This window comes from Micromonospora sp. DH14 (genome assembly GCF_029809455.1).
GTDB classification, from domain to species: Bacteria; Actinomycetota; Actinomycetes; order Mycobacteriales; family Micromonosporaceae; genus Micromonospora; species Micromonospora parva.
Window position 1 is genome coordinate 289822 of the sequence record NZ_JARVKT010000005.1, and the last position, 14401, is coordinate 304222.

The following is a 14401-nucleotide window of genomic DNA, read 5'->3' on the forward strand; positions in this document are numbered from 1 at the left end:
GGTCGGTGGCACCGCTCTGCGAGACTCTGTGATCGTGGACGCGCTCTCGGTACGGGGACTCAGCCGCAACTTCGGCGACCTGGTGGTGCTCGACGAGGTGAGCTTCACGCTCCCGGCGGGCCGGATCGCGGTGGTGCTGGGCCCCAACGGCAGCGGGAAGACCACCCTGCTGCGCTGTGTCGTCGGCGCCGACCGGCCGGACGCGGGTGAGGTGCTGGTGCAGGGCCGCCGGGCCGACGAGACCGACCCTCAGGTGCGGGCGCTGGTGGCGGCAGCCCTGGACGACATCGACTTCTTCCCCGACCTGTCGGTGGTCGAGCACCTGGAGCTGGTCGCGTACGCCCACGGGGGTGACGCCGAACCGGTCGGGGAGGTCCTGGCCGAGCTGGGTCTGGAGGCGGCCCGCGACCAGTTGCCGGTGACGCTGTCCAGCGGGCAACGCCGCCGGTTGGCGCTGGCGTCCTGTTTCGTCCGGCCACGTCGGGTGCTGATCCTGGACGAGCCCGAGCAGCGGTTGGACGTCCGCGGGCGGCAGTGGCTCGCCGACCGCCTGCTGCGGGAACGGGCGGCGGGCGTGGCCGTGCTGCTGGCCTCGCACGACCCGGAGCTGATCGACGCGGTGGTCGACGAGCGCATCGAGATCGGCAAGTGACCGCCGCGCCGGCCACCGTCGCCGACGCGCCGGCCGGAGTGCCCACCGCCCGGCAGGTACGGACGCGCCTGCGCCGGGCCCGCAGTCGACACCACGACCATTCCCTCGGCGACGTGCTCGGCGACGCGTACGTCATTGTCCTGTTCGTGGGCATGTACGGCTGGTTCGCGATCAGCGCCAGCCGCAACCTGCTGGACTCCCCCACGGTGGGGCAGGCCGAGCCGGGCGTGCGGTGGTGGCTGGCGGTCGCCGCGCTGCTGGCCGGCGCGGGGCTCGCCTGGCGGGGCCTGCGGGCGCTGGGCCCGCTGCTGGTCACCCCGGCCACGCAGAGTTGGGCGACCAGCGCGCCCGTCGACCGGCGGGCCTGGCTGGCACCGCGCTTCGTGCTGCTGCTGGTGGGCGCGGCGGCCGGCACCGCGGCGCTCGCCGTGGCCGTGGCGGCGCTGGCCGGAGTCGGCGAACCGGCCGCGCTGGGCTGGGCGGCGGCGGCCGGCGCGGGGTGGGGCGTGGCCGCGTTGGCGCTCAGCGTGGTCGCCCAGAGCAGCCGGTCGGGGCGACGCTGGCCGACGGTGGCCGGGGCGGTGCCGATGGCGGCGGCGGCCGTGATCACCGCGGTGGTGGTGCTCGTCGGTCGGCTCGGCGACGGGCTGCCCCGGCCGGCGACGACGCCGACCGTCGCGCTGGTCGCCGTCGCGGTGCCCCTCGCGGTCGTGGGCACGGTCCGCGCGGTACGCGCGCTGCCCCGGGTCGACCGGGCCTCGCTGACCACCGGCGCGCAGTTCGCCAACGCCGCCGCCACGGCCACGATCCTGCTGGACCCGAGCCTGCTCGCCGGCCTGGTGGAGAGCCGCCGCTGGCGCCGGATCGGCCGGGTACGCAGCCGCCGGTTCCTTCCGGGCCCCGGCTGGTGGGCGCTGCTGCAGGCCGACGTACGCCGGCTGCGCCGCCACCCGAGCGCCGTGCTGATCTGGGCGGCGCTGCTCGGGGTGCAGTACGCGGCGGCACTCGCCCTGCCCGGGTTGGCGGGGGCTGCGCAGGTGGTGTTCGCCTACCTCGCCGCCGACCGGCTGACCGGTGGTCTGCGGGCGGTCAGCCGCTCACCCGGGCTGCGCCGGGCGCTGGGCGGCAGCGACAACCTGCTGCGCGGGATCCACGTCGTGGTGCCGGCCGTCGGCGCGGGCCTGTGGTGGTTGCTGACCCTGCCGACCGTCGACCCGGGGCCGGCCTGGCTGGCGCCGACGCTGGCGCTCGGGGTGGTGGCTGCCGCGTTCCGGGCCGGCACCCGCCCGCCGATCGACTACGGCGGCGCGACGGTAAACACGCCGTTCGGGATGATCCCGGTCGACCTGCTGCGGCAGGGCTCACGGGGGCCGGCGCTGCTCGCCGTGCTGGTGCTCGTCCAGCTGTTCCTGGGCTGACCGGCCAGTTACCCGGTCGGCTCCAGGCAAGATCACGGCACCACCCGCTGTCGTTTTCATCCAAGACAACGCCGCAATCGCGATCTAGCGTGGACCCGGCAGCCCGCCCGAGCAGGAGGAGACACCACAATGCGCGACCTGGTCTACACCGGTTTCATGTCGCTCGACGGCGTCGTGGACTCGCCCGGCGGCGGGCCGGGCGAGGAGCACCGCAGCGGCGGTTGGGTGTTCAAGGACCTCGAGTTCGTCCCGGAGGCCTGGTCGCTGAAGGGCGAGGAGCTCGCTGACACGACAGCCCTGATGTTCGGCCGTCGCAGCTACGAGGCGTTCGCGCCGGTCTGGCCCGGCTCGGAGGACCACGCCAGCTACAAGGAGCTGCCCAAGTACGTGGTGTCGAGCACGCTGTCCGACGACGCGCTCGTCGACGGGTGGGGGCCGACGACGATTCTGCGCTCGACAGGGGACGTCGCCGCGCTCAAGCAGGGCGATGGCGGCGCGATCTTCATCCACGGGAGCGCGGAGCTGGCCCGGCGGCTGTCCGATGAGGGATTGATCGACCAGTACAACCTGCTCGTCTTCCCGGTGCTGCTCGGTGCCGGGAAGAGCCTGTTCGGCCGGGCCGACCGGGACAAGCACATGCTGACGCTGCGGGAGTCGGAGAGCTACTCGAACGGGATCCTCAAGTTGATCTACGACGTCAAGCGCTGATCCAGGTCGAGGGCGATGGCGCCGCCGGTGCCCTCGCGCAACTGCCGGACGGTGCGTCCGACGTAGCAGCGCAGTGCCCGGGCCAGGTGCGGCTCGTCGAAGTAGTCGAGCTTGGCAACCACGTCGGCGGCCGGGTCGCCGCCAGCCAGCAACTCTGCCGCCGTGCGGGCCCGCTCGATCTGCCGGACCGCGCCGCGCGTCAGTCCCGTCGCGGCGCGGAACCGGCGTTCGACGGTGCGATCCGAGACGGCCGGACGGTGGCCCCGCAGCAGGTCGGCGACGAGTGGGTCACGGACCACGGTCCCGGCCCGGACGAGGCTGTCGACCAGGGCCTCGGCGTCGTCGGGGCCGGGCGTCTCCCAGCGCGCCCCGTCCAGCCGGAACGTCCGGCGGGTGGTGTCGGGGAGCTCGATGCCGCCGTCGACCAGCGTCGGCGTGGGCACGGCCCGCAACGAGGCGCCCACGGCGAACTCGATGCCGGTGAAGGTCGCGCCCTCCGGCACCGGCGCCGTGCCGGTCCGGGTCTCGGGACCGGTGATGCTCGCGTACGACCGGCCAGCCTGTCGCCAGAACACCAGGCCCCACCGCACCCCCGCGACGGAGGTCATCGCGGTGACCTGCTCGCTCGTGCAGGTCCACACGGTGTCGACCCAGGGCGAGTCGGACCCGCGCGTCTCGAACCGCAGTCCCACGGGCGAAGGGTACGCGGCGAGCACGGTGGACGGGTGGTCCTAGCCGGAGCCGAGCGCGGCGGCGAGGGCGGCGACGCCGTCGTCGATCTCGGTGGGCGTACGGGCCGCGTAGCCGAGCACCAGACCCGGGCGGTAGGGCCGCTGACAGTGCCAGGACAGGGGTTGCACCTTCACCCCCCGGGCCAGCGTCGCCGCCGCCAGTTCGGTGTCGACCACCGCGTCGTCCAGCGTGATCATCAGGTGCAGACCGGCGGCGGCGCCGTGCACCGTCGCGGACGGCAGCGCGCGGGCCAGCGCGGCGATCATGGCGTCCCGCCGGCGGATGTGCCGGCGGCGCAGCAGCCGCAGGTGCCGTTCGAAGGCACCGGAGGTCATCAACTCCGCCAGCACCAGTTGCGGCAGCACGGCGTTGCCCAGGTCGGCGTTGCGCTTGGCGGCCACCACCGCGTCGCGCAGTCGCGGGGGCACGAGCAGCCAGCCGACCCGCAGGGCGGGGGCGAGCAGTTTGGAGACACTGCCGGCGTAGCAGACCTGCTCGGGCAGCAGACCCCGCAGCGCCGGCACCGGGGGGCGGTCGTAGCGGTGCTCGGCGTCGTAGTCGTCCTCGATGACCAGGCCCCCGGCCCGCGCCCAGGCGACGAGGTGGCGGCGGCGGTCGCCGTCGAGCACCACGCCGGTCGGGAACTGGTGCGCGGGGGTGAGCATCACCGCCGGTGCGCCACTGGCGGCCAACTCGTCGACCCGCAGGCCGGCGTCGTCGACGCTGATCGGCGGGGTGTCCATCCGCCAGTTGTTCAGGTGCTGGCGCACTCCGAGCGAGCCCGGGTCCTCGACCGCGATCCGGTCGACGCCGGCCGCGGTGAGCGCCTGGGCGAGCAGCCCGAGCGCCTGCGAGACGCCGGCCACGATGATCACCTCGGCGGGGTCGACGCTGATGCCACGGTTGCGGGCCAGCCAGGCGGCGACGGCCTGCCGCAGCGCGGGCGTGCCGCAGGGGTCGCCGTAGCCGAGGTCGGCCGCGGCGAGGCGGCGCAGCACTGTCCGTTCGGCGCGTAGCCAGTCCGTGCGGGGAAACGCGGCCAGGTCGGGTACGCCGGGCGTCAGGTCGATCGTCGCGGGCGCCGCGCGTACCGCGTCGAAGATGTCGGTGCCCGGCGCCGGTGGGAAGGTCGCGACCGGTGCCGGCGCGGCGGTCGGGGCGGGGGTGGGCGCGGCCGGCGCGGCGACGACCACGGTGCCGGCGCGGCCCCGACCGGCGACGTGCCCCTCCTCGGTCAGCCGCTGGTACGCCTCGGTGACCACGCCCCGGGAGACGCCGAGGTCGGCGGCGAGCACCCGGGTCGGGGGCAGTCGATCACCGACCGGCACCCGCCCGTCGGCGATGGCCTGGCGCAGCCGGTCGGTCAGCCAGTCGGCGCGCCCGCCCGGCGCCGCGTCGGCGATGGTCAGGTGCAGGAAGTCGGACCCGGCCGATATGGACCTCTCGGACGCCGTGGGTTTGGCTCTGCCCATCGGACCATTGTGGCAGCAGAGTGAGCAGGAGCCAGACCTGCCAACTCCGCCCGGAGGACGACCGTGACCATCCCGTTCCTGATCACCACTCTGATCGTGGTGGTCACCCCCGGCACCGGGGTGATCTTCACGCTCTCCGCCGGGCTGTCCCGGGGCGCCCGGGCCGGGGTGCTCGCCGCGTTCGCCTGCACGCTGGGCACGTTGCCGCACCTGCTGGCCGCGATGACCGGGCTGGCCGCGCTGATGCAGACCAGCGCGGCGGCGTTCGAGACCGTCCGCTATCTCGGCGTCGGCTACCTGCTCTACCTGGCCTGGTCCATCGCCCGCGATCGCGACGCCTTCGCCGTGACCACCGACGCCCCGCCCCGCCCGGCGCTGCGGGTGATCGTCTCCGGGGTGCTGGTCAACCTGCTCAACCCGAAGCCGACGCTGTTCTTCGTCGCGTTCCTGCCGCAGTTCGTGGACACCACGGCAGCGGGCTCGACCCGGGCGATGCTCGGCTGTGGGGCGGTGTTCATGCTGCTCACCTTCGTGGTGTTCAGCGGCTACGGCGTCTTCGCGGCCCGGGTCCGCGACCGGGTGCTGACCCGACCCCGGGTCACCGACTGGCTGCGCCGATCCGCCGCCGGCACGTTCGTCGCGCTCGGCGTGACCCTCGCCCTCACCGAACGATAGGACCACAGTGCAGTTCGAACACTCTCCACAGCTTCGCGACGCGTACCCCGATCTGATCGCCGGGGTGGTGCTGGCCTCCGGAATCACCGCCACCGCCGACGTGACCCGACACGCGGCCAGCTACCTCACCGAGGCCCGGCGGCGGTTGGCCGCCGGGCCCGAGAGCGGGTTCCCGGAGATCCAGGCCTGGCGGCGGGCGTACGCGGCGATGGGCCTGCGGCCCACCAGGTACCGGTGCGCCGCCGAGGCGCTGCTGCGCCGGCTGCGCCTGGACGGCGAACTGCCCCGGGTGCACCCGCTCGTCGACCTGTGCAACGCCGTCTCGGCCGCGTACGCCATCCCGGTCGCCGCGCTCGACCTGGACCGGGTCGACGGCGATCTGGTGGTCCGGCCGGCGCACGGCGACGAGCCGTACCTGAGCTTCGCGGGCGACACCGAGCATCCCGAGCCGGGCGAGGTGACCTTCGTCGACTCGGTCGGGCGAGCGCACGCCCGACGGTGGACGAACCGGCAGAGCGGCTGGTCGGCGGTGCGGGCGGGCACCTCGTCGGTGCTGATCGTCGCCGAGGCGCTGCACCCGGGAGCCGAGCCGGCAGTGACCCGGCTGGTCGCCGACCTCGTGACCGAGCTGACCGACGGGTGGTCCGCCCCGACGGCCGCCGCGGTGCTCACCAACGCCGCGCCCCGGTTCCGCACCCCGACGGCCGGTGACGACAGGGGTCAGGCGGTGTCGCCGGGCATCAGGTGACGGTAACCGGGGATCGTCTCGCCGAACCAGCCGGCGACGCTGGCCAGGCCGCGGTCGTTGAGCTGCGCGTCGTGGATCGGGTACGCCGCCGCCGCGCCCACCGCGCCGGCGAACCGGATCGCCTCGTCGAGGCGCAGCCAGGACCCGTGGGCCGGGACGAGTACCGTCTGCACCGGCTCGTCCGGCACGTGCAACGCGTCACCCGGGTGATAGAGGTGCTCAGCGATCAGGTAGCCGAGGTTCGGGCAGTCGGGCTGCCCCTCGTGGATCGCGGCGTGCCGTCCACCGTGCGCGCTGACCGACATACCGGCCGCCGTGAACCGCTGGCCCGCACGGACCCGGGTCACCGGCAGCGGGGCGAGATCCGGCAGTTGGGCACCCTCCGGGGCGTACACGGGGACACCGAGACCGGCGAGCCGCAACACGTCCACGTGGTCGGTGTGCTCGTGGGTGACCAGGACGGCGTCCGCGCCGACCAGGGCACTCGGCTCGCTCCACGTCCCCGGGTCGACGACCAGCACCCCTCCCTCGTGCTCGATGCGGACACAGGCGTGGGTGAACCGGGTGATACGCATCAGGCGACGGTACGCCGCCGGCGGATCGGTCCGGGTCCCCGTGGCGGTTGGGCCGGCGCTGCCTGGGTAGGGCGCCAGGATGCCGCAGCGATACGAGAACTACCGTCACCCTATGGGCGGCGGAGTGGATCCGAGCGGCGAACCGCCCCTCGACAGCCGGTGACACGCACGCACGGTGACCCCCGACCGGCCCGGTCGGCGTGGGACAGGAACAATGGTGACCACCCTGATCGCCAGGAGGACCGTCGGCGTGTCGCACCGCACCGCACCGCCGTCCGGGGCGGCGCAGCTGCGCGCCGACTGCGGACGCTGCTTCGGGCTGTGCTGCGTGGTGCCCGCCTTCGCCGCGTCGACGGACTTCGCCATCGACAAGCCGGCCGGCTCGCCCTGCCCCAACCTGCGCCCCGACCACCGCTGCGGCATCCACACCGAGCTGCGGCAACGCGGCTTTCCCGGCTGCACGGTGTTCGACTGCTTCGGTGCCGGGCAGCAGGTCGCCCAGGTGACCTTCGGCGGGCGGGACTGGCGGGACGCGCCGGAGACGTTGCCGGCGATGGCGGAGGCTTTCGCGGTGCTCCGACCGCTGCACGAACTGCTCTGGTACCTCACCGAGGCGGTGGCGCTGCGCCCGCCGGCCGACCTGCGCGCCGAACTGGAACGCGCCCGCGCGGAGACAATGACGCTCACCGAGGGTGACCCGGCGCGGCTTCGGGCGGTGGACGTCGCCGGGCACCGGGACCGGGTCAACCCGCTGCTGTCGCGGGCCAGCGACGCGGCCCGCGGCCCGGGCGGCGTCGACCGCCGGGGCGCGCACCTGCTCGGGGTGGACCTGCGCCGCGTCGACCTGCGCCGGGCCAACCTGCGCGGGGCCCTGCTGATCGGTGCCGACCTGCGCGGAGCTGACCTCGGCCTGGCCGACGTCACCGGCGCGGACCTGCGCGGGGCCGACCTGCGGGGCGCGGATCTGCGGCGCACGCTCTTCCTGCACCAGACCCAGCTGGACTCCGCCCGGGGCGACACCCGCACCGGGCTGCCACGCACGCTCACCCGGCCGGCGCACTGGACGGCGTTGCCGCTCACCCCGGTACGCCAGCCGACCCGGTCCCCGGCCCGCGCCCATCGGGGCCGCCGCCGCTGAGCGCGAGGTTTCGGCCGGGACGACGCCGGGTAGCCAGCGCCGACGCGGACCGGCATCGACGGGAGGCACGGCATGGGCTACCGAAAGCGCGACGGTAAGCAGCCGGGCGACCCGCGGCACAGCGAGGACGAGGCCGGCCAGGTGCCGCTGGTGCAGGTCGAGGCGGACACCGAGGTCCCCGCACCGGCGGACACCGACGTCCGGCCGGACATCGTGACCGAACCCGAGAGCTCGGGTATGGCCGGTGGTTCGTCCGGCAGCAGCAGCGGTGGCTCCAGCATGCCGGGGCACCCCGACGCGACCCGCTGACCCAGGCTCAGCGGCCGATCAGCGCGGCCCGCGCCTCGGTCATGCCCTTGTTGGCGAGCCCGTCGGCCCGCTCGTTCTCCGGGTGCCCGTTGTGCCCCTTGACCCACAGCCAGGTCACCTCGTGCCGTTCGCAGGCCGCCTCCAGCCGCTGCCACAGGTCGGCGTTCTTCACCGGCTGCTTCGCGGCCGTCCGCCACCCGTTGCGTTTCCACGACGCCAGCCAGCTGGTGATGCCGTTGCGCACGTACGTGCTGTCGGTGTGCAGCTCCACGGTGACCGGCCGGTTCAGGCTCTCGAGCGCCTGGATGGCCGCCATCAGTTCCATCCGGTTGTTGGTGGTGGGCGTGGCCTCACCGCCGCACAACTCCCGCTCGTGATCGCCGTAGCGCAGCAGGGCGCCCCAACCGCCCGGCCCGGGGTTGCCACTGCACGCCCCGTCGGTCCAGATCTGCACGCCCCTGCCGGCCGCCGCGTCCACCATGCCCGGCAACCTACCGGGCGGTGCGGTCCCACTCCCCGCACGGGTCGCCGGCGCGCCCGGGCGCGTCGCCCACCACGGCCGGTGGGATGGCCGGCGCGGGCCGGGTGGGCCGCAGCCGGTCGCGCACCCGTTCCGCGGCGTCGCCGGCGGTCGCGGCGATCATCGGCACCAGCCGGGTCGAATTCATGATCGCGACCTCCTCGGCCGGGGTGGTGCCGCCGTCGAGGAAGCGCAGCACCCGCTCGGCCGGGTTGCGGTCGAAGAGCCGGTCGAAGAACTCCGGACCGCCCACCCCGCCCCGGTCCAGCGCCCGCAACGCCACCGCGTCCATCCAGCGGTGCCGGCGGGGGTACGCCGGTGCGGGCACCGGCGCCCGGCCGGCGGCGAGGGCGCGGGCCACCTGGTCGGCCTGCCGGTACATGGCGGAGAAGGTGAAGCCGGTGGAGGGGCGGGTCGCGCCACCGGCCGTGCCGAGCCGGACCACCCGAGGGGTGGGCCGGGCCGGGAAGGGCGCGTCGGTCATCGGGATGACCCCGTTCTCCACCTCGCGCACCCGCAACCCGGCCGGGTCCAGTCCGAGCAGGTCCCGGTAGCCGGTGAGCGCCGCGTCGTAGCCGGCGTCGGTGAGCAGGTCCGGCGAGAACTCGGTGTACTCGACCAGGGCGTAGCGGTCGCTGACCGGCAGCACGTACCCGAAGGAGACGCCCCGGGGCGGCTGCGGGGTGCGGAAGTCCATCAGCACCGCGCGGGTCGGGTCGAACACCGGCCGGTCCGCCTCCAGCCACCACCCCCGGAAGTGCTGCAACCAGGTGGTTCGCCCCGCTCGGGCCGGCGGGCGGGGACGCGAGTCGAGCACCCAGCCGGCCCGTACGGTGCGCCCGTCGCCGGTACGCACCAGCACCCGGGTGCCGTCGTCGCGCACCGTGTCGGCCGGCGCGACGATCCGGGTGGCGTGCAGGCGTCGCTCGGCGTCGGCAGCCCGGTCGTAGACCGGGCCGGAGCGGAGCATGGCGTACCGCAGCGGGGTGAGGTCCAGGACGCGGCGGCGCGCCGCGGTCGCCACCTCGACCTGGTGCCAGCTCGCGCTGAGCAGCGGGTCCAGGTCGGTGTCGGGGTGACCCCAGAACGCCCAGGTGCGGTCCTGGCCGCGTCGGCGCACCGGGTCGACGATGGCGATCCGCTGATCGCGGACGCCGTGCCGGTCCAGTGCGGCGAGCAGCAGTGACGCCGCGCCGCCGCCACCGAGCAGCGCGAGGTCGACGTCGAGCGGCGCGGAGTCGGTCACCCGCACCACGCTGCCACACCGCCGCGCCCGACCGCGCGCCGCCACGGGTGGCGACGACGCTGAGCCGACCGGGGCGGGCGACTCGACAGTGGGCGGGTCGTGCGAGCCCGATTGACAGGCAACTCGCTGGTTGCCTATTTTGGTAGGCAACCGCTGGGTTGCCTGTTGTCGGGAGGGTCGATGGACGACGCGTTCCGGGCGCTGGCCGACCCCAGTCGGCGTCGACTGCTGGACCGGCTCAACGAGCGCAACGGCCAGACCCTGCGGGAGCTGTGCGACGGGCTGGCCACCACCCGGCAGGCCGTCAGCAAGCACCTGTCGGTGCTGGAGGCGGCCAATCTCGTCACGACCGTGCGGCGCGGCCGGGAGAAGTTGCACTACCTCAACGCCGCCCCCATCAACGCCATCGCCGACCGGTGGCTCAGCCGCTACGACCGCGAGCGCGCCGCCACCCTCGCCGACCTGACCACCGCATTGGAGCGACAAGCCATGGAGAGCCCCACCTTCGTCTACACGACCTACGTCACCACCACCGCGCAGCGTCTGTGGGCCGCGCTCACCGAACCGGCGTTCACCCGCCGCTACTGGGGTGGGGTGGCGCTGATGTCGGACTGGCAGGTCGGGTCGCCGGTGCTGTGGCAGGACGCGCCCGACGCCGAGCCCCGCGACCTGGGCCAGCGGGTGCTCGTCGCCGAGCCGTACCGCCGCCTCTCCTACAGCTGGCACGGCTTCCAGCCCGAGCACGCCGAGCACTTCGGCTGGTCCGCCGAGGAGTTGGCCGCCCGGCTCGGCGAGCGCCGGTCGACGGTGACCTTCGAGATCGAGCCGCACGGCGACAGCGCCGTCCGACTGACCGTCATCCACGGCGACTTCTCCCCCGACAGCGAGATGCACCGGGCGATCAGCGGCCAACTCGACGGCAGCGGCGGCTGGCCGGAGCTGCTGGCCAGCCTGAAGACGCTGGTGGAGACCGGCGAGCCGATGCCGGAACCGGCCCCCGCCGGCTGACCCACGCGAGCGGGCCGGCCGTTGCGGCCGGCCCGCACCGCGCAGCGCCTCATTCGCGGCGTCGCCGGCAATACCTCGCCATCGGCCCAGCGGCGACAGCTCGCGGCTCTCCCCGCCTTCGGGTGGACACGTGACGGCAACGAGGATTTCTCATTTTCACCTGATCGAGGACCCAACCCACCTAGTGTTGGGCACACCGGTGCTAGTCACGGAGTTGGCCACCCGAACGACGTCCCACGCAGTCAGCGGACGAAAAGTGAGGGAAGACGCGTATGAAGGTCTCAACAGCACTCTGCTCGGCGGCGCTCGGCGTGGGCCTCGGCACGCTCCTGCTGCCAGGCGCCGCACTGGCCGACACCACCGTGTCACCGGCCACCACCCCGGTCGGTGGAACCGTCGTGCTCACCGCGACGACCTGCAACCCGAAGTCGGGCGATGCCATCTTCCGGGTCACCGGCCCCAACCGCGACCAGAACGTCCGATCCACCACGGCCGCCGCCGGCGGCGGGCTGAGCGCCGAACTCTTCACCGCCGGGTTCACCCTGGGCACCTACACGGTGGCGGCCACCTGCGGCGACGGCAGCTCGGCCGGCACCGCCACCTTCACCGTCACCCCGATCGGCGGCGCGCCCGCCGGCTCTGGCGGCGACAACCGTGACACCGGCGCTCTCGCCGCCGGCGGCACACTGCTCGGCACCGCCCTCGCCGGCGCGGTGATCCTGATCCGCCGGCGCCGTCCGGTGTCCACTGTCGCCTGACCGGCGGCCGTTCCATCCCTGAGACGGGTGCCCGCGCCGGTGACACCGGTGCGGGCACCCCGACGAACCCACCCGGAGGTGCACAGGTGCGGTGGCGGCGGACCCTGCCGGCCGTGGTCGCCCTACTCGGCGTGACCGGGCTCGGGCTGATCACCGTCGGCCTCACCGCCGACCCGGCCCGGCCACCGCGACCGTCGGCCGACGCGCCGACCCGCACCCACCCCGCACCGGACCTTGCCCCGCTGCCACCCGCCGCGCCGGTCCGGGTGCAGATCCCCGCCATCGGCGTCCGCGCCGACATCGTTCCCGTCGGCGCGGACGCCAGCGGGGTGCTGGAGGTGCCGCCACTGGACCGGCCCACCCTCGCCGGCTGGTACCGGCACGGGGTCAGCCCCGGCGAGACCGGCAACGCCGTCCTGGTGGGACACGTCGACGCACCGTCCGGGCCGGCGGTCTTCTTCGACCTCGGTCGGCTCCGCGCCGGGCAGCAGGTCCAGGTCACCCGCGCCGACGCACGGGTCGCGACGTTCACAGTGGACGCCGTTCGCGCGTACCCCAAGGAGCACTTCCCCACCACGCTGGTCTACGGGCCGGCGGACGCCGCCGGGCTGCGCCTGATCACCTGCGGTGGCCGGTTCGACGCCACGAGCGGCAACTACGTCGACAACGTCGTCGTCTTCGCCACCCGCACCGCCTGAACCGGGTCGTGCTCCGCCGCCGCGACCGGCGGGCCGCTCAGCGGTGCGCGGAGAGGAAGGCGCGGATGCGGTCGCGGGGGTTGTCGGTCAACTCGGGACCGTGGGTGAAGGCCGCCAGGTCGTACTCCAACTCGCCGAGCACGTGCGCGGTCTCCCGGGTCATCTGGAAGTCGCTGCACAGCCACCGCATCGGCCACCGGACGCCGAGCACGTTGAACAACGCGTCCCCGGTGATCAGCAGGCGGGTCGGCTCGTGCAGCAGCGACACGTGCCCGGGCGAGTGCCCCGGCGTGTGCACCACCCGCAGACCGCCACCGACGTCGAGCAGGTCCCCGTCGGCCAGCGGCTGGGCCACCTCGACCGCCGGAAACCGGCCGCTGTTGAGCCGGGCGAAGAGCCGGCCGCCGGTCACCGCCGGGTCGCTGACCGGCGCGCGGCCCGCCTGCGCGTACGCCACGTCGGCGGCGTGCGCCGCGACCGGGGCACCGGTGCGGCGGGCCAACTCCGCCGCGCCGCCGGCGTGATCGGGGTGCGCGTGGGTGAGCACGATCCGGGTGACGTCCGCCGGCACCTTGCCGATCGCCGCCAGCCCGCGCACGATCCGGGCCGGCGCCTTGGCCAGCCCGCAGTCGACAAGCGTGACGCTGCCGTCGTCGTCGACGAAGGCGTACGAGTTGACGGCCGAACGGCCGACAGTGGGGATACGCCAGACGTTCGGGGCCAGTGCCACCGCAGGGGCTCGCGTCATGTCGCGAGTCTAGGAACCATCGTCAACTGTCGTTGTCGACCGGTCGGCGGTCCGCCCGAGGCGCCGGAGGGCTAACCTCGCCCGGGTGATGTGGCAGCGGTACGTGGCGATCGGCGACAGCACCACCGAGGGGCTCGACGACCCGGACGGCGCCGGCGGCTACCGGGGCTGGGCCGACCGGTTCGCCCTGGCGGTGGCCCGCGCCCAGGGCGGTCTGGAATACGCGAACCTGGCCATCCGTGGCCGGACCACCGCGCTGATCCGGGCCGAGCAGCTCCAGCCCGCCCTCGACCTGGCCCCCGACCTGGCCACCGTCGTCGCCGGCATGAACGACGTGTTGCGCCCCTCCTTCGACGCGGACCAGGTCGCCGGTGATGTGGCGGCGATGCAGCAGGCGCTCGTCGACCAGGGGGCCACCGTGCTGACGTTCACGATGCCGGACCCGGCGCCCGTGATGCCGCTGGCCCGGCCCCTGCGGGGGCGCATGTTGGCGCTCAACGAGGCGCTGCGGGCCGCCACCGCGCGGACCGGCGCCACCCTCCTCGACCTGGGCGCCCACCCGGTCTCCTCCGATCCCCGGCTGTGGAGCGACGACCGGCTGCACGCCAACAGCGCCGGGCACGAGCGGATCGCCGCCGCGCTGGCGTACACGGCGGGCCTGCCCGGGTTCGACGACTCCTGGACGCAACCGTTGCCACCGGCAGCGCGGCGACGCCGGGGTGAGGTGTTCGGCGCGGAGCTGGCCTGGACCCGCCGGCACCTGCTGCCCTGGCTGGTCCGGCACCTGCGCGGCCGGTCCTCGGGCGACGACCGGGTGGCCAAGCGGCCGGTGCCGCTGCCGGTGCCGCTGCCGGTGCCGCTGGACTAGAACCAACGCCGTTCAGTTAAGGCGTGGTGGTGGCTGTCAAGGGTCGGGGCTGATGATGTCGATGCTGGTGGTGGCTCGGTAGCTGCGTCGGTCGATGGTGGGGCCTCGGGCCTGGTATTTGCTGTTCG

The 14401-nt window shown here is 74.4% G+C and carries 17 protein-coding genes; 11 read left to right on the forward strand and 6 right to left on the reverse strand.

Features of this window, described 5'->3' with window-relative positions:
* Positions 1–34 precede the first annotated feature (34 nt).
* The 3 genes from QCZ28_RS10300 (at position 35) to QCZ28_RS10310 (ending at position 2778) form a co-directional block, all read left to right on the forward strand.
* Positions 35–652: an ABC transporter ATP-binding protein gene (locus QCZ28_RS10300; protein WP_245233639.1), complete on the forward strand. Its 618-nt coding sequence runs from the start codon at positions 35–37 to the stop codon at positions 650–652.
* Positions 649–2070 carry a DUF6297 family protein gene (locus QCZ28_RS10305; protein ID WP_279516372.1) on the forward strand — a complete coding sequence of 474 codons (1422 nt, stop codon included), beginning with the start codon at positions 649–651 and terminating at the stop codon, positions 2068–2070. The genes QCZ28_RS10300 and QCZ28_RS10305 overlap by 4 nt, the downstream gene beginning before the upstream one ends.
* A 129-nt stretch (positions 2071–2199) precedes the next feature.
* On the forward strand, positions 2200–2778 hold the full coding sequence (locus QCZ28_RS10310; protein WP_279516373.1) for a dihydrofolate reductase family protein: 579 nt from the start codon (positions 2200–2202) through the stop codon (positions 2776–2778).
* Here QCZ28_RS10310 and QCZ28_RS10315 read toward each other — a convergent pair.
* Positions 2760–3470, reverse strand: coding sequence for a helix-turn-helix domain-containing protein (locus tag QCZ28_RS10315; protein WP_279516374.1), 711 nt, complete (start codon positions 3468–3470; stop codon positions 2760–2762). The genes QCZ28_RS10310 and QCZ28_RS10315 overlap by 19 nt on opposite strands.
* Before the next feature lie 39 nt (positions 3471–3509).
* On the reverse strand, positions 3510–4982 hold the full coding sequence (locus tag QCZ28_RS10320; protein WP_279516375.1) for a PLP-dependent aminotransferase family protein: 1473 nt from the start codon (positions 4980–4982) through the stop codon (positions 3510–3512).
* A 63-nt stretch (positions 4983–5045) separates the two neighbouring features.
* On the opposite strand from QCZ28_RS10320, the gene QCZ28_RS10325 reads away from it, so the two are divergent.
* Positions 5046–5657, forward strand: coding sequence for a LysE family translocator (locus tag QCZ28_RS10325; RefSeq protein WP_279516376.1), 612 nt, complete (start codon positions 5046–5048; stop codon positions 5655–5657).
* 7 nt (positions 5658–5664) lie between these two features.
* Positions 5665–6405, forward strand: a complete 741-nt coding sequence (locus tag QCZ28_RS10330; RefSeq protein ID WP_279516377.1) for a phenylalanine--tRNA ligase beta subunit-related protein — start codon at positions 5665–5667, stop codon at positions 6403–6405.
* Here QCZ28_RS10330 and QCZ28_RS10335 read toward each other — a convergent pair.
* The gene (locus tag QCZ28_RS10335) at positions 6378–6980 is read right to left on the reverse strand and encodes an MBL fold metallo-hydrolase (protein WP_279516378.1); all 603 of its coding nucleotides are present in this window, start codon (positions 6978–6980) and stop codon (positions 6378–6380) included. The genes QCZ28_RS10330 and QCZ28_RS10335 overlap by 28 nt on opposite strands.
* A gap of 250 nt (positions 6981–7230) precedes the next feature.
* On the opposite strand from QCZ28_RS10335, the gene QCZ28_RS10340 reads away from it, so the two are divergent.
* Both QCZ28_RS10340 and QCZ28_RS10345 read left to right on the forward strand, forming a co-directional pair.
* Positions 7231–8118 (forward strand): pentapeptide repeat-containing protein, encoded by an 888-nt coding sequence (locus tag QCZ28_RS10340; RefSeq protein ID WP_279516404.1) that lies wholly within the window; start codon positions 7231–7233, stop codon positions 8116–8118.
* A gap of 72 nt (positions 8119–8190) precedes the next feature.
* Entirely contained in the window at positions 8191–8427 is a 237-nt protein-coding gene (locus QCZ28_RS10345) for a preprotein translocase YidC (protein ID WP_279516379.1), read from the forward strand.
* A gap of 7 nt (positions 8428–8434) precedes the next feature.
* Here the strand turns inward: QCZ28_RS10345 and rnhA are convergent, their stop codons facing one another.
* Both rnhA and QCZ28_RS10355 read right to left on the reverse strand, forming a co-directional pair.
* Positions 8435–8908: a ribonuclease HI gene (gene rnhA, locus QCZ28_RS10350; protein ID WP_279516380.1), complete on the reverse strand. Its 474-nt coding sequence runs from the start codon at positions 8906–8908 to the stop codon at positions 8435–8437.
* 10 nt (positions 8909–8918) lie between these two features.
* Positions 8919–10193, reverse strand: a complete 1275-nt coding sequence (locus tag QCZ28_RS10355) for a lycopene cyclase family protein (RefSeq protein ID WP_279516381.1) — start codon at positions 10191–10193, stop codon at positions 8919–8921.
* A gap of 180 nt (positions 10194–10373) precedes the next feature.
* Here QCZ28_RS10355 and QCZ28_RS10360 point away from each other — a divergent pair, with 180 nt between their 5' ends.
* The 3 genes from QCZ28_RS10360 (at position 10374) to QCZ28_RS10370 (ending at position 12657) form a co-directional block, all read left to right on the forward strand.
* Positions 10374–11201, forward strand: a complete 828-nt coding sequence (locus tag QCZ28_RS10360) for a metalloregulator ArsR/SmtB family transcription factor (RefSeq protein ID WP_279516382.1) — start codon at positions 10374–10376, stop codon at positions 11199–11201.
* A gap of 272 nt (positions 11202–11473) precedes the next feature.
* On the forward strand, positions 11474–11959 hold the full coding sequence (locus QCZ28_RS10365) for a hypothetical protein (RefSeq protein ID WP_279516383.1): 486 nt from the start codon (positions 11474–11476) through the stop codon (positions 11957–11959).
* Positions 11960–12045: 86 nt separating this feature from the next.
* Positions 12046–12657, forward strand: coding sequence for a class F sortase (locus QCZ28_RS10370; RefSeq protein WP_279516384.1), 612 nt, complete (start codon positions 12046–12048; stop codon positions 12655–12657).
* Positions 12658–12694: 37 nt separating this feature from the next.
* On the opposite strand, the gene QCZ28_RS10375 is transcribed toward QCZ28_RS10370, so the two are convergent.
* Entirely contained in the window at positions 12695–13405 is a 711-nt protein-coding gene (locus QCZ28_RS10375) for an MBL fold metallo-hydrolase (protein WP_030332488.1), read from the reverse strand.
* An 88-nt stretch (positions 13406–13493) separates the two neighbouring features.
* On the opposite strand from QCZ28_RS10375, the gene QCZ28_RS10380 reads away from it, so the two are divergent.
* Positions 13494–14273, forward strand: a complete 780-nt coding sequence (locus QCZ28_RS10380) for an SGNH/GDSL hydrolase family protein (protein WP_279516405.1) — start codon at positions 13494–13496, stop codon at positions 14271–14273.
* The last annotated feature ends 128 nt before the right edge of the window (positions 14274–14401 follow it).